The organism is Gordonia sp. NPDC003376 (assembly GCF_053589235.1).
This window is the reverse complement of sequence record NZ_JBSFRM010000005.1, coordinates 75581-102549: the sequence shown is the minus strand read 5'-3', so window position 1 is coordinate 102549 and position 26969 is coordinate 75581. Positions and strand designations below refer to the sequence as shown.

Below are 26969 nucleotides of genomic sequence, written 5' to 3'. Positions count from 1 at the left end.
TTAGACCGACCCCCTGATGTCGAAAGCCCACGCGTGCACGATGATTGAGCCGACGAGGAGCGAAGCGACAAGTCGTGTCGAAATCTCCGCCGGCCGACGACGCCACACAACCACGCCCACACCCCCGGTCACACACCGATTTCTGTCACACCCCCCGACTACAATGGGACACAGGATCGAACACCATCCGGGGGGAGGCGACGACATGACCACCGACACCGTCGATGTTCTGTCCATGGTCACCCTCGCCGACCCGGTCACCGATTACGCCCGCATCCAACATCTTTCCTCCACCGAGGTCGACGCCGTCGCCGAAACCCTGCAACGCGACGAATACCGGTTGATGGCCCGTAAAGTCCTCACCGCCCGACAGATCGCCCACCACACCCTCGACCACATGCTCGTCACCGACACCTCCACCACCGCCCGCATCGCCCGCGCCGCCGACAAGGCCGCCACCTCCCAGGTCGCGATCGCACTGCGAACCTCACCCACAGTCGCTGCCGACTGGATCTGGATCGCCGGCCTACTCACCGGTTGGGACCGCCTGCGTGAGGCATTCCTCGACGGCCACTGGAGTTTCACCCGCACCCGCTACCTCCTCACCGAACTCGCCCACCTCACCGACCCCGACGTCCGCGCCTACGCCGAAACGTGTGCCCTCGCCCTGGCCGACCGACCCACCGCCGACCGCACCCTGCGCAACCAGATCGCCGAAATGGTCATCGCGCTCGACCCTGATGCGGCCGCCGACCGGCGTGACGAATTCGCCGACACCGAACAGAACGTCACCATCACCGACGACACCCACGGCCACATGCGGATCCGCGCGACCGTCCCCGCCGACGTCGCAGTGTTCCTGGCCACCCGCATCCGGAACCTGCTCACCGAACGCATCTGCCCCCGCGACCCCCGCCCGATCGGCCGGTTACGTGTCGAGGCACTCAAAGAGCTTCACGGCATGCCCGATGCCGTCCTGACCTGTGCCTGCGGTGACGACCACTGCAGCCGCAGCATCCCACTGCCCCCGGTACCGGACCCCGATCCCGAACTCGACCTCGACTACACCCCCGAACCCGCACCAGCACCTGAACCGGTGGCCGGCAACCCACCCGCCGAATCGGGCGCAGACACCGGGCCGGACACCCCGGTGGGGCCTGACACACCGGTGGGGCCTGACACACCGGTGGGGCCTGGCACACCGGCGGGGTCGGACACCCCGGCAGAGTCACAATCCGCTCCGGAACTGCTGGAACCCGCACACGCACCGCGGCGTCCGTCCGCGTTGATGCCCGTCCAGTCGTCGTTGACCGTGATCACCGATCCCACCGGTGTGGCCGCACCCCGCCTCGTCGGCTATGGCGCGATCGACCCACAGCATTGGCACGACATCGCCGCCGGGCACCTCGTCACCCGGATGGACCTCCCCGAACTGGAACTGCCCGAACTCGACGACCCGGGAATCGACGTCGCCGCGATCGGCCGTAACCTCGCCGCCTGGCAAACCGTCACGGCGATCACCGAACGGGGGCCGACGCCGCCGGTCGACCCCACCGGCCACGGCGGTTATGTGAACCCGCCCCGCTGGGCACTCTGGTACAAGCCCCGAGACTGGTTACGCCAGAAGATCATCGCCTGGGACGGGATCTGCCGATATCCCGGCTGCGGACGTGATGCCGCCGACTGTGACCTCGACCACCTCGTCAAGTTCGACCACGCCGACCCCCGTGCCGGTGGCTGGACCGTGGAATACAACCTGATCCCGTTGTGTCGCGCTGATCATCACCGCAAACATCTGGGGTTGTGGATACCGACCATGCTCGCCGACCGCGCCGTCGCCTGGCGTAATCCGGTCACCGGGAAGACCATCACCACCTTCCGTGGGTAGGGGGTGCGGGTAGCCCCCGGCCTGGTTGCGGACACGCGCATCTCGCCGGGTTTCGACACGGGTCCTCGCCCATGGGCTCGGTCCCGGCTCAATCACCAGAAAGAAGCCCGCTCCCAGCTCAATCAGCCACGCCCAGCCGGTGGTTGAGCCGCGAAGGAGCGCAGCGACGACGCGTGTCGAAACCTCCGCCGGCCGACGTCGGCGGGTGACCACTTCGGCTGTGGTCGCCGACACGCGCATCCCACCAGGTTTCGACGGCCGGTCGGCCTCGCTTCGCGAGGACGTCCTGCTCAACCACCAACCGGGTCACCGGGTTTCGACGGGCGGGCCGGTGTCGCATCGTCCACGATGGTTGAGCCGACACCGAGCGTAGCGAGGAGTCGTGTCGAAACCTCGGCCGGCCGACGTCGGCGGGTGACTACTTCGGCTGTGGTCGCCGACACGCGGATCTCACCGGGTGTCGACGGCCGGTCGGCCTCGCTTCGCGAGGACGTCCTGCTCAACCACCAACCGGGTCACCGGGTTTCGACGGGCGGGCCGGTGTCGCATCGTCCACGATGGTTGAGCCGACACCGAGCGTAGCGAGGCGTCGTGTCGAAACCTCCGCCGGCCGACGTCGGCGGGTGACCACTTCGGCTGTGGTCGCCGACACGCGCATCCCACCGGGTGTCGACGGCCGGTCGGCCTCGCTTCGCGAGGACGTCCTGCTCAACCACCGACCAGGTCAGGTCGACGACTGGGCCGGAGTCGCATCGTCCACGATGGTTGAGCCGACACCGAGCGTAGCGAGGCGTCGTGTCGAAACCTCGGCCGGCCGACGTCGGCGGGTGACCACTTCGGCTGTGGTCGCCGACGCGCGCATCCCACCGGGTGTCGACGGCCGGTCGGCCTCGCTTCGCGAGGACGTCCTGCTCAACCACCGACCAGGTCAGGTCGACGACTGGGCCGGAGTCGCTACAGTGCTTCCGGGTCGGTGGCGAGCAACTCCCCTGTCTTCGCGCAGATCTCGAGTGCCCGACGGGCCCACTCGGGGGTGGCGCCGGCCAGACCACAGGTCGGGGTGACGATCACGTTGCCGGCCAGCACCTTGCGGTTCAGGCCGATGCGATCGGTCAGCTCAGCCATGCCGACGGCGACGGAGTCGGCGGTCGCGGTGCGTACCGCACGATCGCCCGGGAGCACGCCGGCGACCAGTACGTCGCCACGGTCGATGAGCTCGCCGATGCCGTCGAGGGTCTCGGCGGGCAGCGACGGGCCCTTGGTGACGTCCACCCCGTGTGCGACGCCGGTCATGCGGCTGATCAGATCCCAGCGCGGCGCACCGCAGTTGTGCAGGATCGCCGGTCGCCCGACACGCTCGATCACCGCGCCGAGCGTATCGGCGACCTCCGCCACCGGGACGGCGGGGATGACGTCCAGACGGGTCAGCGGTTTGAGCGCGCCGTCGATCACCGCACCGATCATCGGTTCGTCGAACTGCACGACCACCTCGGCGCCGAGCCGGCGTCGGACCTCGGCGACGTGTTCGGCGAGCCCTTCCGCACCGGAATCCGCCAGATCCCGGACCGCACCCCGATCACGGATCGCCTTGTGCCCGTTGGCCAGCTCGATGGACGCGGCGAGCGTGTACGGGCCGGTCACCTGCACCTTGACGGCGCGGCCGGTACCGATGAATCCGGCGGTGTCCCAGAGTTCTTCGAGCACGTCCAGGTCGGCGCTGAGGAATCCGCGAGCGCGGCGCACCACCGACGACCCCTTCGATCCGAGCCGGTAGCCCCAGGTGGACGCATCGATCGGGATGTCGACGAGCAACGCGGCCATCCGGCCGATCATGTCCGCTCCGATGCCCCGCGCCGGCAGTTCGGCGAGATGGGCGAAGTCGAGCTCGCCGTTGATCACGGCCGCCGCCTGGGCGGGATCGGTGCCGGGCATCGAACCGACACCGGTGCCGATGCCGGTGGGCAGGGTGTTCATCCGGGGGTGCTCGCCGTCCGACTACTCGGCCGCCGACAACGACACCGGCCGCACCGACGAGGTGGCCACGATCCGGCCGGACCCGATCACCAGGTCGCCATGTTCGGTGTCGGGCAGATACAGCACCGCTGCCTGCCCGCGGGCGACACCGGTGAGCGGCTCGCCGAGGCTGATCGCGATCCCGGGGCCGTCGGCGGTCTCGACCGGAGTGGCAACCGCCGCCGCCAGACCACCATGGGCGCGCACCTGCACCACGCACTCGACCGGGCCGTCCGGGGTCTGCCCGGAGGTCCACACGGCCTTCGACGCGGTGATCGACCACACCTGCAGATGTTCGCTCGATCCCACCGCGACGGTGCCGGTGGCCGGATCGATGTCGGTCACGTAGCGGGGACGACCGTCGGCGGCCGGCGCGTCGATCCCCAGACCCTTGCGCTGCCCGATGGTGAACCCGTGCACCCCCTCGTGCTCGGCGAGACGCTCACCGGTGTCGGCGTCGACCACGGCACCGGGCCGGATACCGATCCGTGCACCGAGGAACGCCCTGGTGTCGCCGGACGGGATGAAGCAGATGTCGTGCGAGTCGGGTTTGTCGGCCACCGACAGCCCGCGCCGGGCCGCCTCCGCGCGGATCTCGGGCTTCGGGGTGTCGCCGACCGGGAACATCGCCCGGTCCAGCTGTTCGCGGGTGAGCACGGCCAACACGTACGACTGATCCTTGTCGTGGTCGACGGCGCGGCGTAGTTCGCCGTCGACGAGCCGCGCGTAGTGGCCGGTGGCCAGCGCGTCGAAGCCGAGGGCCACGGCCCGGTCGGCGAGCGCGGCGAACTTGATCTTCTCATTGCAGGTCAGACACGGATTGGGAGTGTGTCCGGCGGCATAGGCCTCGACGAACTCGTCGATCACATCGTCTTTGAACCGGTCGGCGAAATCCCAGATGTAGAACGGGATCCCGAGCACGTCGGCGGCGCGGCGCGCATCGCCGGCATCCTCACGCGAGCAGCAGCCGCGCGAGCCGGTGCGCAGTGCCCCGGGTGCTGTCGACAGCGCAAGGTGCACGCCGACCACCTCGTGACCGGCGTCGACCGCACGGGCAGCCGCCACCGCCGAGTCCACGCCACCGCTCATCGCTGCCAGTACCCGCATCAGCGTGCCCTTCCCGACGAGACCAGACCGGCCATCCGGGCGCGCTCGACCACCTCGCCGATCACGTCACCGACGGTGTCGATGTCGGCGTCGGTGGTGCTCGGCGACAAGGTGAATCGCAGCGATCCCCGCGCGGTGGCCATGTCGAGGCCCATCGCGAGCAGGACGTGACTGGCCTGGGCGACGCCGGCGGTGCAGGCCGATCCGGTGGAGCACTCCACCCCGTTGGCGTCGAGCAGCATCAGCAGGGAGTCGCCCTCGCAGCCCTCGAAACTGACGTGGACGTTGCCGGGCAGCCGACGCGCGTCCCGCGGGCCGTTCACCCGGGTGCCGGGAATGTCGAGCAGGATGTCGAAGAGCCGGTCCCGCAACCTGGCCACCGACACCATCGTGTCCGGCAGCTCGGCGACGGCCGGCGTCGCGGCGGCGGCCATGCCGACCGCGGCGGCGACGTCGGGGGTCCCCGACCGCACGTCGCGCTCGTGTCCCCCGCCGTGCAGCACCGGCACGCAGCCCACCTCACGGCCCAGGATCAGCGCCCCGACCCCGGTCGGCCCACCGAACTTGTGAGCCGCGACACTCATCGCCGACAGTCCGCTCGATGCGAAGTCCACCGGTATGTGTCCGACGGCCTGGATGGCATCGGAGTGCATCGGCACCCCGAACTCGGCCGCGACGGCGGCGAGCTCGGCGATCGGCTCGATGGTGCCGACCTCGTTGTTCGCCCACATCACCGACACCAGTGCGGTGTGTTCGGCGTGGGCGGCGAGTTCGGCACGCAGGGCGGCGGGCGAGACGAGGCCGTCGGCGTCGACGTCGAGGATCACGACCTCGGCGCCCTGGCCTTCCAGCCACTGTGCGGGATCGAGGACGGCATGGTGCTCGATCCCCGTGATCACGATGCGTCGCCGCCGGTCATCGGCCTGCCGCCGTGACCAGTAGATGCCCTTGACGGCGAGGTTGTCGGCCTCGGTGCCGCCCCCGGTGAAGATCACCTCGGAGGGCCGGGCGCCGACGGCGGCGGCGAATGCCTCCCGGGCCTCTTCCAGCAGTCGGCGCGACCGGCGTCCGGATCCGTGCAACGACGACGCGTTGCCCGGCTCGGTCCAGACGGCGGTCATCGCCTCGAGTGCTTCGGGCCGCAGGGCGGTCGATGCGGCGTTGTCGAGGTAGACGGGGATGCGTGCGGGCATGGACATGACGTTGACAAGGATAAACGCGCTGCCGGTCCCGTCCAATTCCCGCACCACCGGAATCCGCGGATCGCCGTCGGACGCACCGACGGGTCGCTACCGGACCACGTGACCGACGTTGAGCACGCCGTGCGGGTCGAGTTGGGCGCCCAGCGCCGACAGCCAGGCGTAGGTGTCGTCGTCGTAGCTGGTCCGGACGTTGGCGAGATCGTTGAAGGCGATGAAGTTGGGCAGTGTGGTGCCGAGCGACCACGGCGCGATCGCCTGCGCGGCGCGTGCGGTGGCACCCACCACGTGTTCGGCGATCGGCGGGGCCAACACGCCGACGGTGTGGAAGGTGAAGGCGGCATGCCGGTGACACAGTGCGCTGCGGACGGGCGGCTCGTCGGCGAACGCACCGCCGAGCAGACGCAGTTCGGTGATCGTCAGGAACGGGGGCGCATCCGGGCCCACCACCTCGAGCAGCGCGGTCAGGGCGTCGTCGGGCAGCGCACGCAGCAGGGTGCTTCCCTCGTGCACCGGCATCGGGTCCACCGGGTCGGCGTGGATGGCCGCGATCGCGGCGTACGGCATCGGTCCGACGGTGTCGAGCACCGGGGTGGCCACCGCCCGGATCGGCGCGACGAGGTCGGCGGCGGCACCGAAGTCCCCGAGCCCGGCGAAACGCACCGCGACGGTCTGCCGACCGGCGAGCATCGGCGGCACCCCCGGCATGTCCGGCAGATTGAGGACGGCCACCGACGTGTTGGCCTCCCGCGGCAGCGCCTCGGCCCAGTCGCGCCACACCCGCAGCACCCGATGGGCATCCGCGCCGTCGAAATAGATTGCCCCGCCGTAGATCTCCGAGATCGGAAGCAGGTCGATCACCACCTCGGTGATGATCCCGAGTGTTCCTTTGCCGCCGCGCAGTCCCCAGAACAGCTCCGGATTGACCTCGGCGGTGGCCTGTTTGACCACTCCGGTGCCGGTGACCACGGTGATCGACCGGACATGGTCGCCGGACGCACCGAACGTTCGGACCAGCGGACCGATTCCGCCTCCGCTCAGGAACCCTCCGACACTCACCCCCGGCGACGACCCGCACAGCGGTGCCAGACCGAGTGGCGCCGCGGCATCGAGCACCGTCTGCCAACGGACCCCGGCTCCCAGTCGCGCGGTGCGGGTGCCCGGGTCGACCTCGCACACATCGAGGCCGTTGGTGCGCACCAGGATCGAGTTGGGACCGATCGGTATCCCGCCGTGCCCGGTGGCGAAGGGCGCGACCGTCATCCCGTGGGCGGCGGCGAAGTTCACCACCGCCGCGACGTCGTCGGCACCGGCGACGTCGACCACGGCCCAGGGCTGCCAGGAGGCGGCGACGTTGAATCCCTCCACCACATACCCGGGATCGGTCGGACGATGCACCGCACCGCGGACGGCCCGACGCAGGGCGTCGATGTCGGCGCGGTCGATGGCACTGCTGGTGGTCATGGGTTCTCCTCGGGTCTGGGTGATGGCTTCTCGCGCACCGGCGGTGCGGGCCGCTCATGTGATGGGACGGCATGTCAACCGGCCGTGCACCCAGACTGGGTCAGGTCACTTGCGTCGACCTTGGAAGCCACTTGGAGGGCTGTCGGCGCAGGTCAGGACTCTTCGAGCAGGGCACGTGCACCGTCTGCCACCCGGGTGAGCCCGATCCCTCTTGCACGGGTCTCGACGTCGGCGAGCGCCGACTGCCGGTGCGCCGACGGGGCCTGCCGGCCGGCCGAGATCAGACGCGCGCGCAGCAGTGCCGGGAGGCCCTCGCCGACCTCCGCGATGGCGGCGGCCTGGCCGAGCAGATCGTCACCGAGCTCCGACTGTCCGAGGAGGAAACACAGCTCGGCCAACACCAGGGCCACCGGTCCGACGTTCCCGACATGCCCGACCGTGGCGATACACCCGCGGTACGGCAACAGGTAGTCGACGAACTGCTGTGCGTACTCCACCATCCCGAGCTCGGTGATGGTCTGGGCCAGCAGGACCGCCTGCCCGAGCGACGTCCAGATCATCGACCGGTCGGAGTCGGAGATCCAGGCGGTGATCATCGACCGCACCAGTTCGGTGTCGCCCTCTGCGCCGGCGATCCGGGCCACCCCGGCGGCCAACAGGATCACCACCTGGTTCTCGCCGAACTGATCGGGTGCCGTCCGCGCCCACACAACCGGGTCGACGTCGCGTCCCTCGAGGACGTCGTCGAGCCGTTCACGTTCGACGGCCAGCGCCATCATCGCGATAGCCCCGCTCCCCGCGACATACAGCTCGGTCTGTTCGTGCACCGCGACCGCGGTACGGAAGTGCTCCTCGGCGAGGTCGAATCGTCCGCGCCACACCGCGATCGCCGCCTCCATCCAGCGGAGCTGCGCGCGCAGCACCGGCAGCCGCAGTCGTTCGCTGCCGGAGATGCCCCGGCGGACGAGCTGTTCGGTTCTCGACACGTCACCGAGGGTCATGGTGGCCATCGTCGCGACGGTGTCCAGGATCACCTCGTCGACATCGTCGCCGGGACGCAGCCGACGCAGCTGCTCCGCCTGGACGAGGCAGTCGCGGGCATGGTCGGCAACACCCGAATAGGTGATGATCCGCGCCAGCAGGACGTCGCCGGTCACCCGATCGTCGGCGAGATCGGCGGCGATCTGCTCGGCGCGGCTCAGCAGCCCCGCCGGGACACGACCGTCTCGGTGATAGCAATGACCGATCGCCGATGCGGCGAGGACCCGCGCAAGGCTCGCGGCCACACCGGGTTTCGCGTCACCGGACTCGAAGCGGCCGCTGAGGTGGTCAGCGGCCGCGTCGAGCGCCGCGTGCATGGTGGGATTCTCCATGTCCGGACCGATCCACGGCCACGCCCCGCACGCACGGATGAGACTTCCCGCGAGGCTGCCCGCAGTGGTCGGGGCACCGAACCGGATCGCTTCGTACAGGCGGGACTCCACCGCCTCGAGGACCATCTGGACCTGCCCGGCCCGGGCCTGTGCAGCCAGCATCGCGATCAGCAGATCGTCGCGGTCGGTGGTGTCGTGTTCACTGAGACCGGCGGATTCGTGTGTGCGCAAGGCCATTCCGAGCCAGTGCGCGGCGTTCTCCGAATCCCAGCGTGCGGCGGCGTCCTCGGCCACCGCTCGGCAGGCGTCCACCACGTCGCGGGCGTCGGCCACCGGGGTCGCCTCCAGCAGGTGCAGCGCGCGACGCAGCACCCAGCCCGGCCCCTGCCGGGTGGCGACGACGTCGGCGACGCGCAGGTGCATGCGGCAACGCCGCAGTGGCCGGATCGCGGCGAGGGCCTCCTCCCGTAGCAGTGCGTGGGCGAACCGTGTTGTGCCGCCCCGATCGGTGGACACCAGGATCCGCTCGTCGATGGCGTCGTCGAGACAGTCGGCGACCTCGGCCACCCCCCGGTCCATGACCTCGGCGAGCAGGGTGACGTCCACCTCGTCACCGAGGACGGCGGCAAAGGTGATCACCTCGAGGACCGCCGGGTCCAGCGAGCTGAGGCGCCGGTCGAGGACCGAGCGCACCGCGGCGGGCACCATCTCGCGGCGTCGTTCCTCTGCCGGCAGGCGGGCGAATTCTGCGACGAACAAAGGGATTCCGCCGGTCCGGCGGGTCAGTGTATCGGCGTCCTCCGGCGTCAACTCGTCGCCCGCGACCGCTCGCACGAGCGCGATCACCTCGTCGCGCACCAGATGCGGCAACACCAGCTGCGCCCCGGACGCGCGCGACAACGCCGACCGCAGTCGGTCGACGTCGGCGCCCCCCTCGGCATCACGCACGGTGACCACCACGCTCAGGTCCGCGGTGCGCATCACGGTGCTCAGGTAGATCAGCAGGGCGAGGGTCATCGAATCCGCCCACTGTGCGTCGTCGACGACGACGGTCAGCGGCCCGGCGCCCAATGCGGTCTCCAACATGGTCTGCACCCGCTCGTAGACCGCGAATCGGGCGGTGTCGGCGTCGACACCGGGCGGCACCGACAACACCGCTTCCGGCTCCGCGTCGAGCGCCCGACACAGCTGGCGAAGCGGCCACCAGGCCGGGATGCCCTCCGCGTCCGGACAACGCACCCAGACCACCCGACCCCCGCCTCCCACGGCCATCCGCGAGACCTCCTCGGCCAGGCGGGTCTTCCCGATCCCGGCCGGGCCGCTGATCAACAGCCACCGGGTGGGTTCGCCGGTCGAGGCGAGAAGTGCACGGACACGGTCGATCTGGATCTCACGGCCGACGAGGGGAATGGTGTCCGACGGCGGCCCCGCCACCACCGGCTCGTCGCCGGCATCGGTGTCGGTGACCACCGGGTGGGGTGCGGTCACCTCGACCGCACCCGACCAGTGCGGCGGGCGAGGCCACGCGGCGATCACCGGATCGTGGCGCAGGACGGCGCCCTGCAACTCCACCAGTTCCGCGCCGGGTTCCAGACCGAGCTCCTCGTCGAGAACCCGCGTGTGCTCGGTGTAGACGTCGAGGGCCTCGGTGGCCCGCCCGGCCCGGTACAGCGCCACCATGTGCAGCCACACCGCCCGGTCGCGCAACGGATCCCGCGCACGTAGCGCGACGATGTCGGCGAGTGCGCCACCGGTGTCGCCGTCGGCGAGCAGTGCGGTGATGTGGACCTCTTGGACCGCCAGGCGTCCTTCGGTGAGGGCGGCCGCCTCGGCCACCACCCAGTCGATGCCGTCCAGTTCACCGGCCAGCAACTCGCCTCGCCACAGCCGGAGGGCGGTCTCGGCGTCGGCGAGAGCCCGCGTCCACTGCCCCTCGTCACGGGCGACGCGCGCACTGCGGGCGAGCGCCGCGAACTCGGCGACGTCCAGACGGTCGTCGCCGAGTTCGAGTCGGTAGCCCGAGGCCACCCGCTGGATCGGTGAGGCGTCACCGCTGTCGCCGCGCAACGCGCGACGCAGATTGGAGACATAGGCCTGCAGGCTGGTGGTGGCCGCGGCAGGCGGGTCAGCGCCCCAGACGGTGTCGATCAGCCGGTGGACCGGGACCACCGCGCCGCGGGCCAGAAGCAGCGCCGCGAGCACCGAACGCTGCTTGGGCGATCCCAGGTCGATCGGCTCACCGCCGCGATGCACCTCGAGAGGGCCGAGAACCAGATACTGTCGCACGCTCGATTCCCCACTCGCCCGGCCGCCCTGTTGCTCTGAGAGTGTAAGGCCGGAGACGTCACCGTGACGAGCAACCGGGCGTGAAGAACGGGATGTCGGGTGGTGCGAGGCCGGAAGGGCCTGCGCACTCACCTGCCGACCGCCGCAGCACCATCGGGGTCGACCTCGGTGTCGACGGTCGGATCGACCTCGGCGGGACGGGCCGGATCCTCGGTGGTCGCGCGGGCCCGGCGCATCGTCGCCACCACCACGAGGGCTCCGGCCAGGGCGATCCCGAAGCTCACCCACAGTGCGGTGTGCAGTCCGGAGACGTACTCGTCCGGCGAGCCCCCGTGCAGCACCGACTGGGCCGGGAAGAACGCGCCGAGTGCGGCGACGCCCAGCGCGATCCCCGACTGCCGGAAGACGTCGTTGACGCCTGCGGCGAGACCCGCATCGTCGTGCTCGCTCTCGGCCAGCACCACCCCGCTCATCACCGGGTTGAACACGCCGGCACCGATCGAGGCGATCATGAAGCCACCCACCAGGTCCCAGCCACTGCTGTCGCGACCTGCGACGGTCATCCACGCCATTCCGCCCGCGACGGCGGTCAGGCCCGCGGCGAGCAGCACCCACGGCGACACCCGGTCGAGGATCTTGTCGGTGAGTCCGGCGGCGACGAGCATCAGTACGGTGCCGGGCAGATAGACCAGGCCGGCGCCGATCGCCGACATCCCCACCACGCCCTGTAGATACACGGTGACGTAGACGAACACCGCGAACATCGACGCCGAGATCGCAAAGGTGGCCACCTGTGCACCCGCGAAACCGGCATTGGCGAACATCGACAGCGGCAGCATCGGTTCGGCCACCAGGCTCTCCACCACCAGGAAGGCGATCACGGCCACCACCGCGACGATGAGCGCGCCGAGCGTCACGGTGTCGGTCCAGCCGCGCTCGTTGGCCGCGAACAGCCCGTAGGTGAGGGCGGCGAGGGCCACCATCGAGGTCAGCTGGCCGGACCAGTCACCGCGACGCGGTGCGGCACTGCGGGATTCGACGACCCAACGGGTACCGGCCAGCATCGCGATGCCCACCGGGATGTTGATCACGAAGATCGCACGCCAATCGATGAGTTCGGTCAGGACGCCACCGAGCAGCGGACCGATCGCGAAGGAGGCGCCGATCGTCGCACCGTAGGCGGCCAGGGCCTTGGTGCGTTCGGTGCGGCCGGGGAAGGCGTGCGCGAGCAACGCCAGCGAGGTGGCGAACAGCACTGCGGCACCGAGACCCTGGACCACGCGGGCCGCGTTCAGCAGCACCATGTCCCCGGCGACGGCGCAGATCGCCGACGCCGCGGTGAAGATCACCGCACCGATCGTGAAGGCGAACCGGCGGCCCGCCCGGTCGGCCCACGCACCGGCCGACAGCACCACTGTGGCCAGCGCGAGGGTGTAGCCGTCGATCACCCATTTGATGGCGCTGAAGTCGGCGGTGAACTCACGTGCGATGGACGGGAGTGCGGTGTTGACCACGGCGATGTCGAGCATGAGCATCGCGGTGGCCGCGCAGGCCACCGCGAGGGTGATCCACTGTGATCGGGTGGTACCGGGTGCTACGGCACCGGGCGGTGAGGTCTGGGCGTCGGCCATTGGGGAGCTCCTCCGAGCGGTCGTGTGAAACGTTCGGGAGCCACCCTCCGAAGTGCCGCTTGGAGTCTCCTTGCCTCGTGCTTGGTGCATCGGCGCACCGACGCTCGGCAACGGGTTCTGCTCGGTCGCGGTGGAGGTGGAAGTACTGGTGGCGGCCGTCGACATGCCCGCCTCGCCGTTCGCGTGCCCGTGACGGGCGTGTCATCCACTCGTTCGAGTGGTCGATGCCCGGCCTGCCGTCATGAACCATGGACGCGGTGACCTCGCCGCCCGGAACTCGATGGTCCACCGCCTCGTCTTGCCCTGCCGGGGTCGGTGTTCGAGTACCGCACGCCGGCGGCGTCACGGGCACACCGGCGGCGGCACGCCGTCGCAGGCGACGACGGTCTTCCCGCACCGGCCCGTCGTTGCCGGCATCCCGTCGGCGGCGGCCGGCGGTGAACTCGCCACCGCGCAGCCCCTACGGGGTGGCGGGTCGTCACCTATGGCGCGCGACCGTGACCGCTTCGCGTTCGCCGTGGACCGAACGGACGAGCAGCTCACAGCGTGCGGCGAGTTCCCGACGATCACCGTGGGGCAGTTGCGGCTCGTGCAGGCAGACGTGCACCACCACCCGGCGCAACCGCAGCACCCGACGCAGGGTGTCGGCCGGACCGTCCTCGCCGATGAAGCCCGGCTCGGTGGTGTGGCGGCCGTCGGCGGTGAACCCGATCCCCACCGGCAGGATCGGCACACCGGCATCGAGCGCCGACTGGAAGAACGCCGGGGCGAACCGGCCCTGCGCTCCACCGCACCACGTGGTGCCCTCGGGGAACACGGCGACCGAGGCGTCGGACTCGAGTCCCGCGGTGGCGACGCCGACCACACCGGGCAGGCCCCGCAACGATCCGCGGTCGATGGTGATCACCCCGAACCGACGGGCGAGTACCGACACCACCGGCATCGCCGCCACATCCGATTTCGCGACGAACCGGGACGGCTGGACCACTGCGATCGCCAGGATGTCCAGATACGAGATGTGATTGGACACCACCAGCCCCCGGGTCCGTGACCCGAACGGCCGCCGGTCGTCGATGACGATGCGAATCCCGATGGCCCGCAACATGGTCTGCGCCGATGCACGCAGGAATGCGCGCCGTACCAACCGAGGGAGCGGCGTCACCAGCACCCCGGCGACGGCGATCGCCATCACCGCCAGCACGAGTTTCACCGTCCGCGCCGCCACCAGCACCGCCCCGGCCGCGCTCGCGCCGACACCGTTCAGACACCCGTCACCGCAGGGGCTGGACGGATACCACGCGTGCACATGTCGCGACTCCGACCGTGACACAGAGCTTTCGACGTCGGCGGTGGCGGACAGCCGGACCACTGCGGTGGCATCGACCGGAGCGATGGTGACCTCGTGGGAGGCGACGATGCTCATGCCGGCTCACCGCCCAATCGCGCCACGGTGTCACGGAGCCGACCGAGATAGCGGGCGTTGGCGTGTCGCCGGTCGAGCACCGTGAGGAAGTCGCCGACGTCGAAGACCTCGTCGACCGCCGGTTCACCGCAGACCTGCGCGCCGAGCCGCAGGTAGGCACGCATCAACGGCGGCAGGGAGACGCTCGCGGGTGGGGTGATGTCGTCGAGCAGCACGCCGTCCACCCGGCCCCTGACGTGCGGATACACCTGCCACGGCGCGGCGTGCCGATCGCGGAGGAGGTCACGCGCACCGCGCAGGGTGGCGCCGCGGGCGAGCACCCCGGGGCCCGCGAGCGGCACCGACACCGACCCGATCACCTGGCGGTACCCCGACTCCTCGAGGTACCGGAACACTGCCGCCCACAGCAGCGCGGTCACCGCTCCAGTGCGATGGCCGCCGAGCACACAGGCACGGCCCATCTCCACGGTCGACGCACCGATCTCGTCGAGTTCGGAGAGGTCGAACTCGGTGGCCGAGTACCACCCACCCGCCGCGATCGCCCGCGGCGGCGGGAGCAGACGGGCACAACCGATGACGCCGTGGTCGTCGTGCCAGGCCAGCAGATGCTCACAGAACTCGTCGAACCGGTCGGCGTCGCACCGGGTGGAGGCGTCACCGATGGAGTCGGAGAAGCCGGGTTCGGCGGCGAAGACCTCGTACCGCAGACGCTGGGCCGCGACGACGGCGGCCGGGTCGTCGGTGAGCACGATCCGCAACGCGCCCGCGTCCACCAACGTGCGCGACAGTTGGGGAAGGGCGGTCACCTGCACAGATGTCATACCCAGATGAAAACGAGATCGGACGTCGCGACGGCGACCCCGGTATGTCGTGTCGGTACCGGTGCGGTGAACAGGTCGGCGGCCTGTTTCGCCTGCCGATGAACACCTGCCACAACACCGGTGCCGCGCCATCGGTGGTGGATCACGATCGGCGCCGCAGCCCGATCACCCCGACGCCGCACCTCCGTTCGCGGTCCATGACAGCGGGAGCAGCGCCACCGACGCCACCAGCGCCCCGGCGCCGCAGATCACCAGGAAGCGCCAGTCCCCCAACCACGCACCCATCAACGGCGACGCCGCCCGCGCGACGGCCATCGGGACGGTGATGACCGCCAGCACAGTGGCGAAGTGGACCACACCGAAGGTGTCGGCGACGATCGACGGCCTCGCGATCACCCCGACGCCCTGCCCGATCCCGACCGCCGAGACACAGAGCAGGGTCGCCGGGATCGAGAGCCCGGCCAGCGGCAACATCAGCAGTCCCACGCCCTGGATCGCGAAGGCCCCGCAGGTCACGGGAGCCAGCGACACCCCGCGTAGCACCGTGACCAGCGCCAACCTCGACAGGATCTGCATCGCTCCGATCGAGATCGGGATCGAGGTGGCGATCCACATGGAGTGGCCCACCGACAACAGATACGAGATCACCAACAACAGGAACGCCGCCACCGACCCGGCCTGCCCCACGAACGCGATGAGCAGATACCAGAACCGCCGCTGACGAAGCGCCGCGCCGATCGGTACGCCCGTCCGGTTCCCGACCCGACCCCGATGCGCACTCCCCGACGGGATCACCAGCAGGTGACCCGGTACCGCGGTCGCCAACAGGATCGCGCTCAGAATCAGCAGCGTTGTCCGCCAACCCCATTCGTCGTTCATCCAGCCGAGGAGGGGGTACACCAGGTAGGTGGACAACCCCGCGATCATGGTGACCGCCAAGATGGTCCGGTCCCGGTGCGCGCCATCGGTGGACACCACGATCACCGCGAACGCGGCCTCGTAGGTCGACATGGCGATGGCCAGGCCCACGAACACAAAGGCCGCGTACAACATCGGCAACGATGTGGCCTGCGACCACATCACCGCCGCGCCGACGCCGATCAGCGAGCCCGCGGTCATCATGATCCGCCCACCGTGCCGATCCATCAGACGGCCGATCGGGTATGCCGCGAGTGCACCCATCAGGGTCGACACGGTCGACGCCCCGGCCACGGCGGTCCGGGAGACGCCGAGGTCGGTCGCCATGTCGTCGATGATGACCGGCAGGATCTGGATCAACACCACGTAGGCCACCGTGTTGGACACGGCGAACACCGCGATCAGCAGGCGCCGATCGACGATGGGAGTGGATTCGGTGTTCGGGGTGAGTGCCTCCGCGGTCATCCTCGGAGCAGCGGCAGGAGCTCGGTGCCCTGACGTTCGATCTCACGCAGGTACGGCGTGTCCGACAGCACGAAATGGGTGATGCCGAGGTCCTGGTACTTCCGCAGCGACTTCGCCACGTCGTCGGCCGACCCCACCAGCCAGGTGGTCCCCGCCCCGCCGGCACCGAACCGGCCGGGAGTGGTGTAGAGGTTGTCGTCGAGAACCTCACCGCGCGAGGCCAGTTCGAACAGCCGCTGCTGCCCGACGGCCACCCTCCGGTGCGGATTCTCGCCGTGGGTGGCGCCACCGGCGAAGTTCTTGACCTTCTCCTCGGCGTCGGCCCACGCCTGTTCGGTGGTGTCCCGGACAAAGGTCGTCACGCGCAGCCCGAACTCGAGCGGGGCGTGTTCGCGTCCGACCTCCTCGCTCAGTCGGCGGAGACGGTCGATCCGTTCGGCGACCCCGTCGAGGGGCTCACCCCAGAACAGTTGGACGTCGGCCTGGGCGGCCGCCACCCGTTCGGCCGCCTCGGACGCACCACCGAAGTAGATCCGGGGATGCCGACGATCGGGCCGTGCCTCGATCCTCGGCACCACCGTGGAGTTCTCCACGCCGAAGTACTCGCCGCGATAGGTCACGTTCTCCTCGGTCCACAGCTTGCGCACGAGCTCGATGAACTCCCGTGTCCGGGCGTAGCGGGCGGCCTGATCGCCGTCGGAGTCACCGTAGGCCGCCAGATGATCCTTACCGGAGACGATGTTGATCCGGACCCGGCCCCCGGTCAGATGGTCGAGGGTCGCCGCCGCCGTGGCGAAGTTCGCCGGCCGCCAGTATCCGGGCCGGACCGCGATGAGGGGTTCGAAGGTCGTCGTCCGGGCCGCCAGCGCGGATGCGACGGTGAAGGTGTCGGGTCGTCCCCACCCGGTCCCGATGAGCGCCCCCTGCCAACCATGCCGTTCGAGTGCCTCGGCGTGGCGGGTCAGGGTGTCGAGCGTGTTGTGATCGGTCACCGTGTCGTCGCCCCGATGCCCGGGATCGATCTGATTGGGTATGTACCAGAGGAATTCGCTCATGAGCCTTCCGGATTCGTCGCTGCAGGGCTGTGGATGAGATGCGCCAGTTGCGCTCTGCGCACATCGACGTTCTGCCCCTGGACGAGCACGAACAGCGCCGATCGCGCGTGAAGTTGGGCGGTGTCGTCGAGCCCGATGCCGTGCCCGGATCGCGCGATGACGAGTGCCCTGGTCAGGGCGGAGAGCGCTTCACCACTGGCGACCTTCACCGCCAGCCGATCGGCGGTGCGGTACGGTCCCGTCCCCGCGGCGATCGCCTCGTCCGACAGCCCGTAGGCGTCGGCGCGGATCTGCGCGACGCGTGGCGCCCACCGGGCCGCGACCTCACGGGCCGACGGCTCGTGCTCGGCCCGGAGCTCGTCGAGTACCCGGTGCGCGAGCCCGAAATGCTGTGACCGGGCATCGCTGACGGTGTCGACGTCCTCCTGAAGCCAGTCGTCGACGGACTGCCGGGAGACCACGTCGGCGTCGTCGACCTGCACGTCCCGGAGATGTACGCGCAGTGTGTGACTGCCACCGAGTGCGCTCAGACCCAGGCGGGTCGCGCTGATGCTGTCATCGATCGGCACCAGGGAGGTGACCACCGTACGGGTCGACGGTTCGACGGCCGCCACGAACACCGCCGAGTTCAGACCCCAGCCACTGAACCACGACACGGTGCCGTTCAGTCGCCAGCCACCCGTCACCCGGGTCGCCTCGACGAAGTGGTCGGGGAACCGACGGACGTCACTGATCGCAGCACCCACCAGCACTCGTCCCGTCAAGACCTCGTGCGCACGTGACGAGAGTTCGACCCCGCGTGCCCGTTCCTTGGCCAGCCGACCGACGACCGGGGCATGCTGCGCCCAGATCAGCCAGGTGTTGAAGCAGGCGCCGGAGATGATCTCGTGGACCCGACGATCACCGGCACGGTCGAGCGCCTGACCACCGAGTTCTTTCGGAGCAAGATGATTCAAGAGACCGATGTCGGCGAACTCCCGGGCCCGTTCGGCGGGCACGCCGTCGGTGTCGGCCCGGACGGCACCGGGCCGGAGCACGGCTCCCGCGTAGTCCGCAACCCTTGCCACGAAGGGGATTCGATCGGCGTCGTCCACCTGCCGGGCCGCGGTCAGATGCGCCTGCGTGACATCCGTATTCGCGGCGACGGTTATTGCCATGAGGTTCCCTCTCGACTATTCACTCTCGAAAAGTACTGCGCCACATGGTCGATGATCTCCTTGTGCTCAGGCTGAACCGAACCGGTGACGCCGTACACCCCCGAGTGGTTTTCTTGCCGAGGACATCCCACCATCCCCTCATGTCTTCAGACATGTCTCGAGAGGACCGCACTCAGTGAGCACCAAGCGTTTTCGACGTCTCCTCGCGGCGTCGGCAGTGGCGACAGCGGCAGTGACGGCGCTGGCCGCCTGCGGCAGCGGGTCGTCGACGAACTCGGATTCCGCCGGCACACCGGTGTACGGCGGCACGCTCACGTTCTACGACCCGGTGCAGTACACCGCATGGAAGTCGACCAACTCCATCTGGTCCAACAGCCAGGTCACCGACAACCTCACCGAACGCCTCGTCTGGCAGGACCCCGAGACCGGCGACTTCAAGCCGTGGCTCGCGAAGTCGTGGGAGGTCAGTGACGATCACCTGTCCTACACATTCCACCTGCGCGACGGCGTGACCTTCAGCGACGGCACCCCGTTCGACGCCACGGTCGTCAAGGCCAACTTCGACCAGCACGGCATCGGAGACGAGCGGCTCGGTATCACCAAGGACCCCTTCTGGGCCGACTATGCCGGTACCGACGTCGTCGACCCCCACACCGTCGTGGTGAAGCTGTCCAAACCCAATGCCGGCTTCCTGCAGATCCTGTCCAACTACCGGGCCAGTTCGATCCTCGGGCAGTCCTATCTCGAACGAGACCTCAACGGGCAGAGCGATGCCCACAACATCGTCGGCACGGGGCCGTTCGTGGTAGACGATGTGAACGGCACCACCGGCATCACCCTCAAACGTCGAGACGACTACAACTGGGCACCGGAGGGGTCGGGCCACACCGGCAAGGCCTACCTCGAGAAGATCGTGTTCAAGACCGTCCCCGAGGCAGGCACTCGCGTCGGCGCACTCCAGTCCGGCGAAGCGCAGATCGCACGCAACATCGCCCCCTACGACGAGGAGACCGTCACCACCGGCGGCGGTCAGCTCATCGCCGTCCCGGTGCAGGGCGAGACCAATGACCTGACGGTCTACCTCGCCGACCCCACGGCACCCACCCAGGACAAGAACGTGCGTCTGGCGCTGCAGGCGGCCACCGATCGCGAGGAGATCAACAAGACGGCACTGTCGCCGAGCTACCCGATCCCGACGAGTGCATTGGTCCAGGGAACGCCGTTGCGTGGCAACGCCTCCCAGTACCTCGGCTACGACCTCGACAAGGCGAAGAAGTTGCTCGACGACGCCGGGTGGACGCCTGGCGCCGACGGCATCCGGGTCAAGAACGGCCAGCGTCTGAGCTTCCCGATCCGCATCGCACCCTACTACCAGGTGTCGCAGTCGGTACTGGAGGTCGTCCAGTCACAGTGGAAGAAGGCCGGCGTCGAGATCACCCTCACCAGCCCGTCGGTCACCGACTACGAGGCACAGCTGGCGTCGGGGAAGAACTGGTACTTCAGCCAGGGTCAGACGTCGACCGCCGACCCCGGGGTGCTGCGGACCGCCTATGAGACCGACCGGCAGAACGTCACCGGCAACTACCGTCCCGACCAGACCCTGAACCAGTTGCTCGATGCACAGGCCACCCAATTCGACCCGGCCAAGCGCCAGGCGGCCATCCAGGCGATCGAGGACCGCATCTTCGGTGAGGGCTACTCCATCCCGCTCTACGACGAGACCCAGGTCTTCGGCCTCGCACCCACCGTTCACGGGTTCGGCACCGAGTCCACCGGCCGGTCCTGGTTCTACAACACCTGGCTCAACCAATAGCGACGAGGTCATCATGCGCCACTACATCCTGAGAAGGGCAGGACAGGCCATCGTGGTCCTGTTCGCCGCCTACACGCTCGCATTCCTCCTGCTCAGTGCACTTCCCGGCGATGCGGTCCACAACCGCATCGCCGACCCGGAGGCCCAACTGACCCCCGAGGCAGCCCGCACGCTCCTGGAGTACTACGGGACCGATCGGCCGCTCTGGCAGCAGTACCTGGGCAACCTGACGGCCGTACTGCACGGTGACTTCGGCTATTCCCTGACCACCGGCACGCCGGTCCGCGAGATGCTGGCGAGCGCACTGGTTCCCACACTGCAGCTGACCGCGCTGGCATTGGTCTTCGGTCTGGTGGTCGCCGCCGCCGTCGCGGTGGCGATCAATTACGCCCCCTGGTCGTGGCTGCGCAGCTCCCTCGAGGGTCTACCGCCGCTGTTCGCCTCGGTGCCGACGTTCGTCGTCGGCATCCTGGTGCTGCAGGTGTTCTCGTTCCGGTTCCACCTCATCCCGGCCTCCGACGACGGCAGCCTGACCGCGCTGATCGCTCCGGCTCTGACGTTGGGAATCCTTGTGGCCGCGCCACTGTCGCAGGTGCTGGCCTCCTCCATCGCGGCCACGCGCCGTCAGCCGTTCGTGCACGTGCTGGCCGCGCGCGGCGCCGGGGAGGGCTACATCTTCCGACGCGGGATCCTACGGAACTCGTCGCTGCCGGTGCTCACGCTGCTGGGTCTGGCCTGCGGCGAGCTGATCGCCGGGTCGGTGGTCACCGAGGCCGTCTTTGCCCGCGCCGGTCTCGGGCAGCTCGTGATGGTGGCGGTGAACACCCAGGACCTGCCGGTGGTGTCGGGCGTCGTCGTGATCGCCGCCTTCATCTATGTGGTGACCAATCTCCTCGTCGATGTCGCCTATCCGTTCCTCGATCCGCGCATCCTCGTGACCACATCGGCCAAACGGACGGCCACGACACGCGTCAAGGCCCCGGCACCGTCGACCACGAGGGGCGTCGGCGCGAAGGACGTTCCGGCGGCGCCGCGTCGATCGCTGCCGGTCGAGGTGGCAATGCCATGACGATCCTCGGACAGGGCAACGCCCCGACACCCTCCACACAGAGCCCCGACACGCCCGACGACACCACCGGCACCGGTGCGGCGTCGACCACCGCCACCGGTCGACCCCGTCCACATCTGGGCAACGCCCTGCGGTGGATCGCCAAACACTGGGGTCTGGTTCTCGCGGTCATCGTCTTCGCGCTCGCTGTCGCCTGGGCGATCGTTCCCGGGTTGTTCACCGGGTACGACCCGATCGCCATCGACAACACCGCGAAGTTGCAGCCCCCGTCGGCGGCGCATTGGTTCGGAACCGACCTACTGGGCCGGGATCTCTACGCCCGCACCGTGTACGGGTCCCGCGCATCACTGTTGGGTGCAAGCCTGGCGGTGGCGGTGGCGGTACTCGTCGGTTCGGTGCTCGGTGCCGTCGCAGGCTGGTTCGGCGGACTCGTCGACTCCACCGTGATGCGTGCGATCGACGTGGTGCTGTCGATCCCCGGATTCCTCCTCGCCATCACCATCGTCGTGGTCTACACCGCCCAGGTCGGGCACACCGGCCTGGTACCCGCCGCTCTCGCAGTGGGTCTCACCTCCGCGGCCACCTTCGCCCGGCTCATCCGCGCGGAGGTGCTCAAGGTCCGCACGAGCAACTACGTCGAGGCGGCTCTCACCAGCGGTGCGAGGTCGTCGTCGATCCTGGTCCGCCACGTGCTGCCGAACTCGCTGGCCCCGACCGTCTCGCTGATCACCGTGCAGTTGGGGATCGCGATCATCTGGATCGCGTCGCTGAGCTTCCTCGGCCTCGGCCAGCAACCACCCGCCCCCGAGTGGGGACTGCTGGTCGCCGACGGCCGCAAGTACATCGCCACCCGGGGCTGGCTCACCCTGTTCCCCGCCCTGACCATCGTGGCGGTGGTCCTGTCCACCAATCACATCTCTCGTCACCTCACGAAACGGAGCGCCTCATGACCACTCCCGTGCTCTCGGTGCAGGGACTGACGGTCGGCTACCGGGTGGGGCGCGATCTGCGCACCGTGGTCCACGACATCGGCTTCGATGTCGGACCCGGCCAGGTGCTGGCACTCGTCGGCGAATCCGGTTCCGGCAAGACCACCACGGGCCACGCCATCCTGGGACTGCTGCCGGACAACGGCGAGATCACCGGCGGCTCGATCACGTTCCGGGGCCAGGATCTCACCACGTTCACCGCCAGGCAGTGGCGCGACCTGCGTGGCCGTTCGGTGTCGCTGATTCCCCAGGACCCCACGGTGTCGCTGGATCCGGTTCGACGCGTGGGCCATCAGGTGGAGGACGTGCTGCGCCTACACACCGACCTCGACGCCGAGGGCCGGCGTGAGCGGGTTCACGAGTTGTTCGAACTCGTCGGCTTCACCGAGGTGGAGCGACGCTACGGGCAGTACCCCCACGAGCTGTCCGGTGGCATGCGCCAGCGTGTGCTGATCGCGGCCGCGGTGGCGAGCGATCCGGACCTGATCATCGCTGACGAACCGACATCCGGTCTCGATGTGACGGTGCAGAAGCAGGTGCTCGACCTGATCGACACACTGCGCGAACGTTCCTCGACGAGCATCGTCCTGGTCACCCATGACCTGGGTGTGGCAGCCGACCGATCCGACGTCATCGGGGTGATGCAGCAGGGCCGGATCGTGGAGTTCGGCCGCACCGCCGAGGTGATCGCCGATCCCCAGCACGCCTACACCCGTCGCCTGCTCGCCAGTGTCCCCTCACGGTCGACCCTGCGCGACCGGCGTTCCCCGGCACCGGCCACCGCCGAGACCGTCATCGACGTCCGCGACCTACGCAAGGAGTTCGGCGACTTCCCGGCGATCAACGGCATCTCGTTCTCGGTGCGTGCCGGCGAGACGGTTTCGATCGTCGGCGAATCCGGCAGTGGAAAGACCACCACCGCCCGAATCCTGACCGGACTCACCTCCGCCACCGCGGGCCGGGTGTCGGTACTCGGCACCGAGATCACCGGGGTGGGACGCCGCCACTTCCGGCCCCTGCGACGCGACATCCAGATCGTCTACCAGAATCCGTACTCCTCCTTCGATCCACGGTTCGACGTCTTCGACGTGGTGGCCGAGCCACTGGTGGCCTTCGCGGGCACCGACGCCCGGTGGGCACGCCACACCGCACGCGGCAGACGTCGGCTGTTCGGCGATCGGGTGGCCGCCGCGCTCGAATCAGCAGCGCTCCCCGCCGATTTCATCGACCGGCATCCCCGCGAGCTCTCGGGTGGGCAACGTCAGCGGGTGGCGATCGCCCGGGCCCTGGTACTCGAACCGCGGGTGCTGGTGCTCGACGAGCCGATCTCCGCGCTCGACGTCTCGGTGGCCGCGCAGATCCTCGAGTTGCTCGATCGTCTGCAACGTGAACGCGGTCTCACCTATGTGTTCATCTCGCACGATCTGGCCGCCGTCGCCGCCATCTCCGACCGGGTGGTGGTGATGCGCAACGGCGAGATCGTCGAGCAGGGAACGACCGATCAGGTGTTCCGCTTCCCCGCCGACGACTACACCGCGCGGCTGCTCGCAGCGATCGCCGGTGGCGGTCTGACGCGCCCCGCCGGAGGCGACCTCACCAGCCCCGCCGGAGGCGACCTCACCAGCCCCGCCGGAGGCGACCTCATCAGCCCCGCCGGGGGCGACCTCACCAGCACGACACAACGATTCGCCTCCCACACGGAAGGGCATCACGTATGACATCCCATGTCGACACCGCACCGGGCGGCACGGCGGCGACGGTCACGCCGGCACCCGGCTCGCTCGAGGAGTCCCTCGTCCGGATTCGTACCGTCCTCGCCGAACTCGCCGTCGACGCCGGCGATCGCGACCTGCGGCACGAGCATCCGTACACGCTGATCCGGGAACTGGCGGACGCCGGCTTCGGGCGGCTGCGCGTGCCCCGCGAGTTCGGTGGCTTCGACGTCGACCTGCCCACGTTGTTCACGCTCCTCGCCGAGGCGGGCGAGGCCGACTCGAACGTTCCGCAGATCTGGCGTGGTCACTTCACGACGACCGAGATCCTGCGCGCCGAAGCCGATCCGGACGTCCGGCGGTACTGGCTGACCAGGGTCGGCGAGGGGGCGGTGTTCGGCAACGCCCAGTCGGAGCCGTCGGCGCAGGTCGCCGGCGTGGCAGACGGCGAGGGCTGGGGTGTGATCACCAGCCGGGTGCGGCGGACCGACGCGGGCGAGCGACTGGTCTCGGGCACCAAGTTCTATTCCACCGGAGCACGCTTCGCCGACTACGTCCGCACCGCGGTCCTCGACGACGACGGCACGCGCGGTTTCGTGGTGGTCGACGCACGTCACCCCGGTGTCGAGCACGTCGACGACTGGGATGGCATCGGGCAACGCCAGACCGGCAGCGGGACGACGGTCCTCACCGATGTACCGGTGGAGCCACACGGCGACATCGGCCGCTATCGGGATTCGTTGCGTGGACTCGATTCGTTCGTCCAGATCGTGCATCTGGCCAATCTGGCGGGGATCGCGCGCAGCATCGTCGCCGAGACCACCGACGTGGTCACGCGCCGGACCCGGACGAGTCGTCATGCGCTGACCCAGGACGCGACCACCGACCCCGATGTCCTGGCCGTGATCGGCCGGCTCGACGCGCATGCGCTGACGTCGGCATCGCTGTTGCGAACCGCCGCAGAGGCCCTGGAGTCGGCACATGTCGCGGGTACCGAGGAGGCCTTCGCCGATGCCTACATCATCACCTCCACCGCGCAGGTCGCGGTGATCGAGGCCGTTCTCGACGCCGCCACCCGCGCATTCGACGCCGGTGGCTCGTCGACGGCCCGCAACGGCGTCCATCTCGACCGGCACTGGCGTAACGCACGCACCCTGGCCTCGCACAACCCGGTGATCTACAAGCCACGCGTGGTGGGCGACTACCGCGTCAACGGGATCGCACCGGTCTCGGGCTACTACGCGGGTCGCGACGCGCACCCCGGGTCGCCCCCGGAACCGGCGGCATCCGGCACAGCGCGCACCGCCACGAAGACCGACACGGAGAGGATCGCCCGATGACCCGGCAACTGCACCTCAACGTCAACATCCTCAATGCGGGCGTGTTCGGCGGATCGTGGCGATTCCCCGACACCGACGGGCTCTCCGCCTATCGCATCGAGCACTACACCTCGATCGCCCGCAAGGCCGAACAGGCGCGTCTCGACGCGGTGTTCCTCGCCGACGGCCCCCTGCTCGATCCCGCCATCCGGCATCGCACCGGCAACAATCTCGAGCCGTCGTCGGTCCTGGCCCGGATCGCGGCCCAGACCGAGCACGTCGGACTGATCGGTACGCTGTCGTCGTCGTACAACGATCCCGACGAATTGGCCCGTCGCCTGGGCGATCTCGACTACCTCAGTGGCGGGCGGCTCGGCTGGAACGTGGTCACCACCGCCGGGCCGATCGCGGCCCGCAACTTCGGACGCGACGCCGAGCCCGAGCACGGTCTGCGCTACCGGCGTGCGGCCGACTTCGTCGACCGGGTGGTCGACACCTGGTCGACCCGTACGCGCCTGGTGAGCCCGCAGGGTCGGCCCGTGGTGGTCCAGGCCGGTGGCTCCAGCGACGGAAAGCGGCTCGCCGCCCGGGTGGGTGAGGTGATCTTCTCCGCCGATCAAGACCTCGACTCCGCCCGCGCCTTCCGCACCGAGTTGCGCGAAGGCGCAGCGTCGTTCGGCCGCGATCCGGACGAGATCGTGGTCTTGCCCGGTCTGTCGACCGTGCTGGGCGATACCGAGGCGACGGCGTGGGAGCGACGCGAGACCCTCGACGCTCTTCTCCCCGACGCCTATGCGCGGCAACGACTCTCCGGCCAGCTCGGGTTCAGCATCGAGGGGCTCGACGACGATCGGCCCATTCCTCGGGACCTGCTGGTCGATCCGGACGCGGCCGGTGGGTCACAAACCTTCTACCGGGTGGTGCGCGAGATCATCGACCGCGAGAACCCCACCCTGGGGGAACTTCTCAAGAAGCTGTCCGGCGGCGGTGGTCACCGCATCGTCGTGGGTACCCCCGAGCAGGTGGCCGACGACATCGAACGCTGGTTCCGTGCGGGCGCGGCCGACGGTTTCAACGTCATGCCCGACGTCCTCCCCTCCGGCTTCGACGACTTCGCCGAGCAACTGGTCCCGGAGCTGCAGCGCCGGGGGCTCTTCCGCACCGACTACGAATCCGACACCCTGCGCGGCCATCTCGGTCTCCCCGCACCGGCGATTCTTCGTCAACCACCCCGGACGCTGGTGAGCGCGCTGTGAGCAGGCCCGAC

At 69.3% G+C, this 26969-nt stretch carries 19 protein-coding genes; 8 read left to right on the top strand and 11 right to left on the bottom strand.

Annotation, left to right across the window (positions count from 1 at the left end; all coding sequences use genetic code 11):
- The first annotated feature begins 205 nt into the window (after window positions 1-205).
- Window positions 206-1888: an HNH endonuclease gene (locus tag ACWDUA_RS07695; RefSeq protein ID WP_449750425.1), complete on the top strand. Its 1683-nt coding sequence runs from the start codon at window positions 206-208 to the stop codon at window positions 1886-1888.
- 954 nt (window positions 1889-2842) lie between these two features.
- On the opposite strand, the gene ACWDUA_RS07690 is transcribed toward ACWDUA_RS07695, so the two are convergent.
- From ACWDUA_RS07690 to ACWDUA_RS07665, 6 genes are all read right to left on the bottom strand, one after another.
- Window positions 2843-3862 (bottom strand): vitamin-B12 independent methionine synthase, encoded by a 1020-nt coding sequence (locus tag ACWDUA_RS07690; RefSeq protein WP_449750424.1) that lies wholly within the window; start codon window positions 3860-3862, stop codon window positions 2843-2845.
- 21 nt (window positions 3863-3883) lie between these two features.
- The gene (gene mnmA / locus ACWDUA_RS07685; protein ID WP_449750423.1) at window positions 3884-5008 is read right to left on the bottom strand and encodes a tRNA 2-thiouridine(34) synthase MnmA; all 1125 of its coding nucleotides are present in this window, start codon (window positions 5006-5008) and stop codon (window positions 3884-3886) included.
- A complete protein-coding gene (locus ACWDUA_RS07680; protein WP_449750422.1) occupies window positions 5008-6201 on the bottom strand; it encodes a cysteine desulfurase family protein in 1194 nt (397 codons plus the stop codon). The genes mnmA and ACWDUA_RS07680 overlap by 1 nt, the downstream gene beginning before the upstream one ends.
- A gap of 96 nt (window positions 6202-6297) precedes the next feature.
- A complete protein-coding gene (locus tag ACWDUA_RS07675; RefSeq protein ID WP_449750421.1) occupies window positions 6298-7671 on the bottom strand; it encodes an FAD-binding oxidoreductase in 1374 nt (457 codons plus the stop codon).
- A gap of 152 nt (window positions 7672-7823) precedes the next feature.
- Window positions 7824-11330, bottom strand: coding sequence for a BTAD domain-containing putative transcriptional regulator (locus ACWDUA_RS07670; RefSeq protein WP_449750420.1), 3507 nt, complete (start codon window positions 11328-11330; stop codon window positions 7824-7826).
- Between the two features lie 128 nt (window positions 11331-11458).
- A complete protein-coding gene (locus tag ACWDUA_RS07665) occupies window positions 11459-12961 on the bottom strand; it encodes an MFS transporter (protein ID WP_449750419.1) in 1503 nt (500 codons plus the stop codon).
- Window positions 12962-13031: 70 nt separating this feature from the next.
- Here ACWDUA_RS07665 and ACWDUA_RS07660 point away from each other — a divergent pair, with 70 nt between their 5' ends.
- A complete protein-coding gene (locus ACWDUA_RS07660; RefSeq protein ID WP_449750418.1) occupies window positions 13032-13154 on the top strand; it encodes a hypothetical protein in 123 nt (40 codons plus the stop codon).
- A gap of 285 nt (window positions 13155-13439) precedes the next feature.
- On the opposite strand, the gene ACWDUA_RS07655 is transcribed toward ACWDUA_RS07660, so the two are convergent.
- From ACWDUA_RS07655 to ACWDUA_RS07635, 5 genes are all read right to left on the bottom strand, one after another.
- The gene (locus ACWDUA_RS07655; RefSeq protein ID WP_449750417.1) at window positions 13440-14384 is read right to left on the bottom strand and encodes a lysophospholipid acyltransferase family protein; all 945 of its coding nucleotides are present in this window, start codon (window positions 14382-14384) and stop codon (window positions 13440-13442) included.
- Window positions 14381-15205, bottom strand: a complete 825-nt coding sequence (locus tag ACWDUA_RS07650) for a GNAT family N-acetyltransferase (protein ID WP_449750416.1) — start codon at window positions 15203-15205, stop codon at window positions 14381-14383. The genes ACWDUA_RS07655 and ACWDUA_RS07650 overlap by 4 nt, the downstream gene beginning before the upstream one ends.
- A gap of 165 nt (window positions 15206-15370) precedes the next feature.
- Complete coding sequence (locus ACWDUA_RS07645; protein WP_449750415.1) at window positions 15371-16588, bottom strand: MFS transporter; 1218 nt, start codon at window positions 16586-16588, stop codon at window positions 15371-15373.
- On the bottom strand, window positions 16585-17643 hold the full coding sequence (locus ACWDUA_RS07640; RefSeq protein ID WP_449750414.1) for an LLM class flavin-dependent oxidoreductase: 1059 nt from the start codon (window positions 17641-17643) through the stop codon (window positions 16585-16587). Before ACWDUA_RS07640 ends, ACWDUA_RS07645 begins: the two co-directional genes overlap by 4 nt.
- Window positions 17640-18800: an acyl-CoA dehydrogenase family protein gene (locus ACWDUA_RS07635; protein WP_449750413.1), complete on the bottom strand. Its 1161-nt coding sequence runs from the start codon at window positions 18798-18800 to the stop codon at window positions 17640-17642. Before ACWDUA_RS07635 ends, ACWDUA_RS07640 begins: the two co-directional genes overlap by 4 nt.
- Before the next feature lie 175 nt (window positions 18801-18975).
- Between ACWDUA_RS07635 and ACWDUA_RS07630 the strand changes: the two genes are divergently transcribed.
- From ACWDUA_RS07630 to ACWDUA_RS07605, 6 genes are read left to right on the top strand one after another with little or no spacing between them, the layout of a single operon-like run.
- Window positions 18976-20613 carry an ABC transporter substrate-binding protein gene (locus ACWDUA_RS07630; protein WP_449750412.1) on the top strand — a complete coding sequence of 546 codons (1638 nt, stop codon included), beginning with the start codon at window positions 18976-18978 and terminating at the stop codon, window positions 20611-20613.
- 13 nt (window positions 20614-20626) lie between these two features.
- Window positions 20627-21682, top strand: coding sequence for an ABC transporter permease (locus ACWDUA_RS07625; RefSeq protein WP_449750411.1), 1056 nt, complete (start codon window positions 20627-20629; stop codon window positions 21680-21682).
- Window positions 21679-22632, top strand: coding sequence for an ABC transporter permease (locus ACWDUA_RS07620; RefSeq protein WP_449750410.1), 954 nt, complete (start codon window positions 21679-21681; stop codon window positions 22630-22632). Before ACWDUA_RS07625 ends, ACWDUA_RS07620 begins: the two co-directional genes overlap by 4 nt.
- Complete coding sequence (locus ACWDUA_RS07615; protein WP_449750409.1) at window positions 22629-24389, top strand: dipeptide ABC transporter ATP-binding protein; 1761 nt, start codon at window positions 22629-22631, stop codon at window positions 24387-24389. Before ACWDUA_RS07620 ends, ACWDUA_RS07615 begins: the two co-directional genes overlap by 4 nt.
- Window positions 24386-25723, top strand: a complete 1338-nt coding sequence (locus ACWDUA_RS07610) for an acyl-CoA dehydrogenase family protein (RefSeq protein WP_449750408.1) — start codon at window positions 24386-24388, stop codon at window positions 25721-25723. The genes ACWDUA_RS07615 and ACWDUA_RS07610 overlap by 4 nt, the downstream gene beginning before the upstream one ends.
- Window positions 25720-26958: an LLM class flavin-dependent oxidoreductase gene (locus ACWDUA_RS07605; RefSeq protein ID WP_449750407.1), complete on the top strand. Its 1239-nt coding sequence runs from the start codon at window positions 25720-25722 to the stop codon at window positions 26956-26958. The genes ACWDUA_RS07610 and ACWDUA_RS07605 overlap by 4 nt, the downstream gene beginning before the upstream one ends.
- The last annotated feature ends 11 nt before the right edge of the window (window positions 26959-26969 follow it).

What these genes read in the sequence shown, in the direction of transcription:
- ACWDUA_RS07605 (WP_449750407.1), top strand. Translation starts at nt 25,720, where the DNA reads ATGACCCGGCAACTGCACCTCAACGTCAACATCCTCAATGCGGGCGTG.
- ACWDUA_RS07695 (WP_449750425.1), top strand. Translation starts at nt 206, where the DNA reads ATGACCACCGACACCGTCGATGTTCTGTCCATGGTCACCCTCGCCGAC.
- ACWDUA_RS07615 (WP_449750409.1), top strand. Translation starts at nt 22,629, where the DNA reads ATGACCACTCCCGTGCTCTCGGTGCAGGGACTGACGGTCGGCTACCGG.
- ACWDUA_RS07625 (WP_449750411.1), top strand. Translation starts at nt 20,627, where the DNA reads ATGCGCCACTACATCCTGAGAAGGGCAGGACAGGCCATCGTGGTCCTG.
- ACWDUA_RS07675 (WP_449750421.1), bottom strand. Translation starts at nt 7,671, where the DNA reads ATGACCACCAGCAGTGCCATCGACCGCGCCGACATCGACGCCCTGCGT.
- ACWDUA_RS07665 (WP_449750419.1), bottom strand. Translation starts at nt 12,961, where the DNA reads ATGGCCGACGCCCAGACCTCACCGCCCGGTGCCGTAGCACCCGGTACC.
- ACWDUA_RS07680 (WP_449750422.1), bottom strand. Translation starts at nt 6,201, where the DNA reads ATGCCCGCACGCATCCCCGTCTACCTCGACAACGCCGCATCGACCGCC.
- ACWDUA_RS07635 (WP_449750413.1), bottom strand. Translation starts at nt 18,800, where the DNA reads ATGGCAATAACCGTCGCCGCGAATACGGATGTCACGCAGGCGCATCTG.
- ACWDUA_RS07650 (WP_449750416.1), bottom strand. Translation starts at nt 15,205, where the DNA reads ATGACATCTGTGCAGGTGACCGCCCTTCCCCAACTGTCGCGCACGTTG.
- ACWDUA_RS07655 (WP_449750417.1), bottom strand. Translation starts at nt 14,384, where the DNA reads ATGAGCATCGTCGCCTCCCACGAGGTCACCATCGCTCCGGTCGATGCC.
- ACWDUA_RS07690 (WP_449750424.1), bottom strand. Translation starts at nt 3,862, where the DNA reads ATGAACACCCTGCCCACCGGCATCGGCACCGGTGTCGGTTCGATGCCC.
- ACWDUA_RS07645 (WP_449750415.1), bottom strand. Translation starts at nt 16,588, where the DNA reads ATGACCGCGGAGGCACTCACCCCGAACACCGAATCCACTCCCATCGTC.
- ACWDUA_RS07610 (WP_449750408.1), top strand. Translation starts at nt 24,386, where the DNA reads ATGACATCCCATGTCGACACCGCACCGGGCGGCACGGCGGCGACGGTC.
- ACWDUA_RS07620 (WP_449750410.1), top strand. Translation starts at nt 21,679, where the DNA reads ATGACGATCCTCGGACAGGGCAACGCCCCGACACCCTCCACACAGAGC.
- mnmA (WP_449750423.1), bottom strand. Translation starts at nt 5,008, where the DNA reads ATGCGGGTACTGGCAGCGATGAGCGGTGGCGTGGACTCGGCGGTGGCG.
- ACWDUA_RS07640 (WP_449750414.1), bottom strand. Translation starts at nt 17,643, where the DNA reads ATGAGCGAATTCCTCTGGTACATACCCAATCAGATCGATCCCGGGCAT.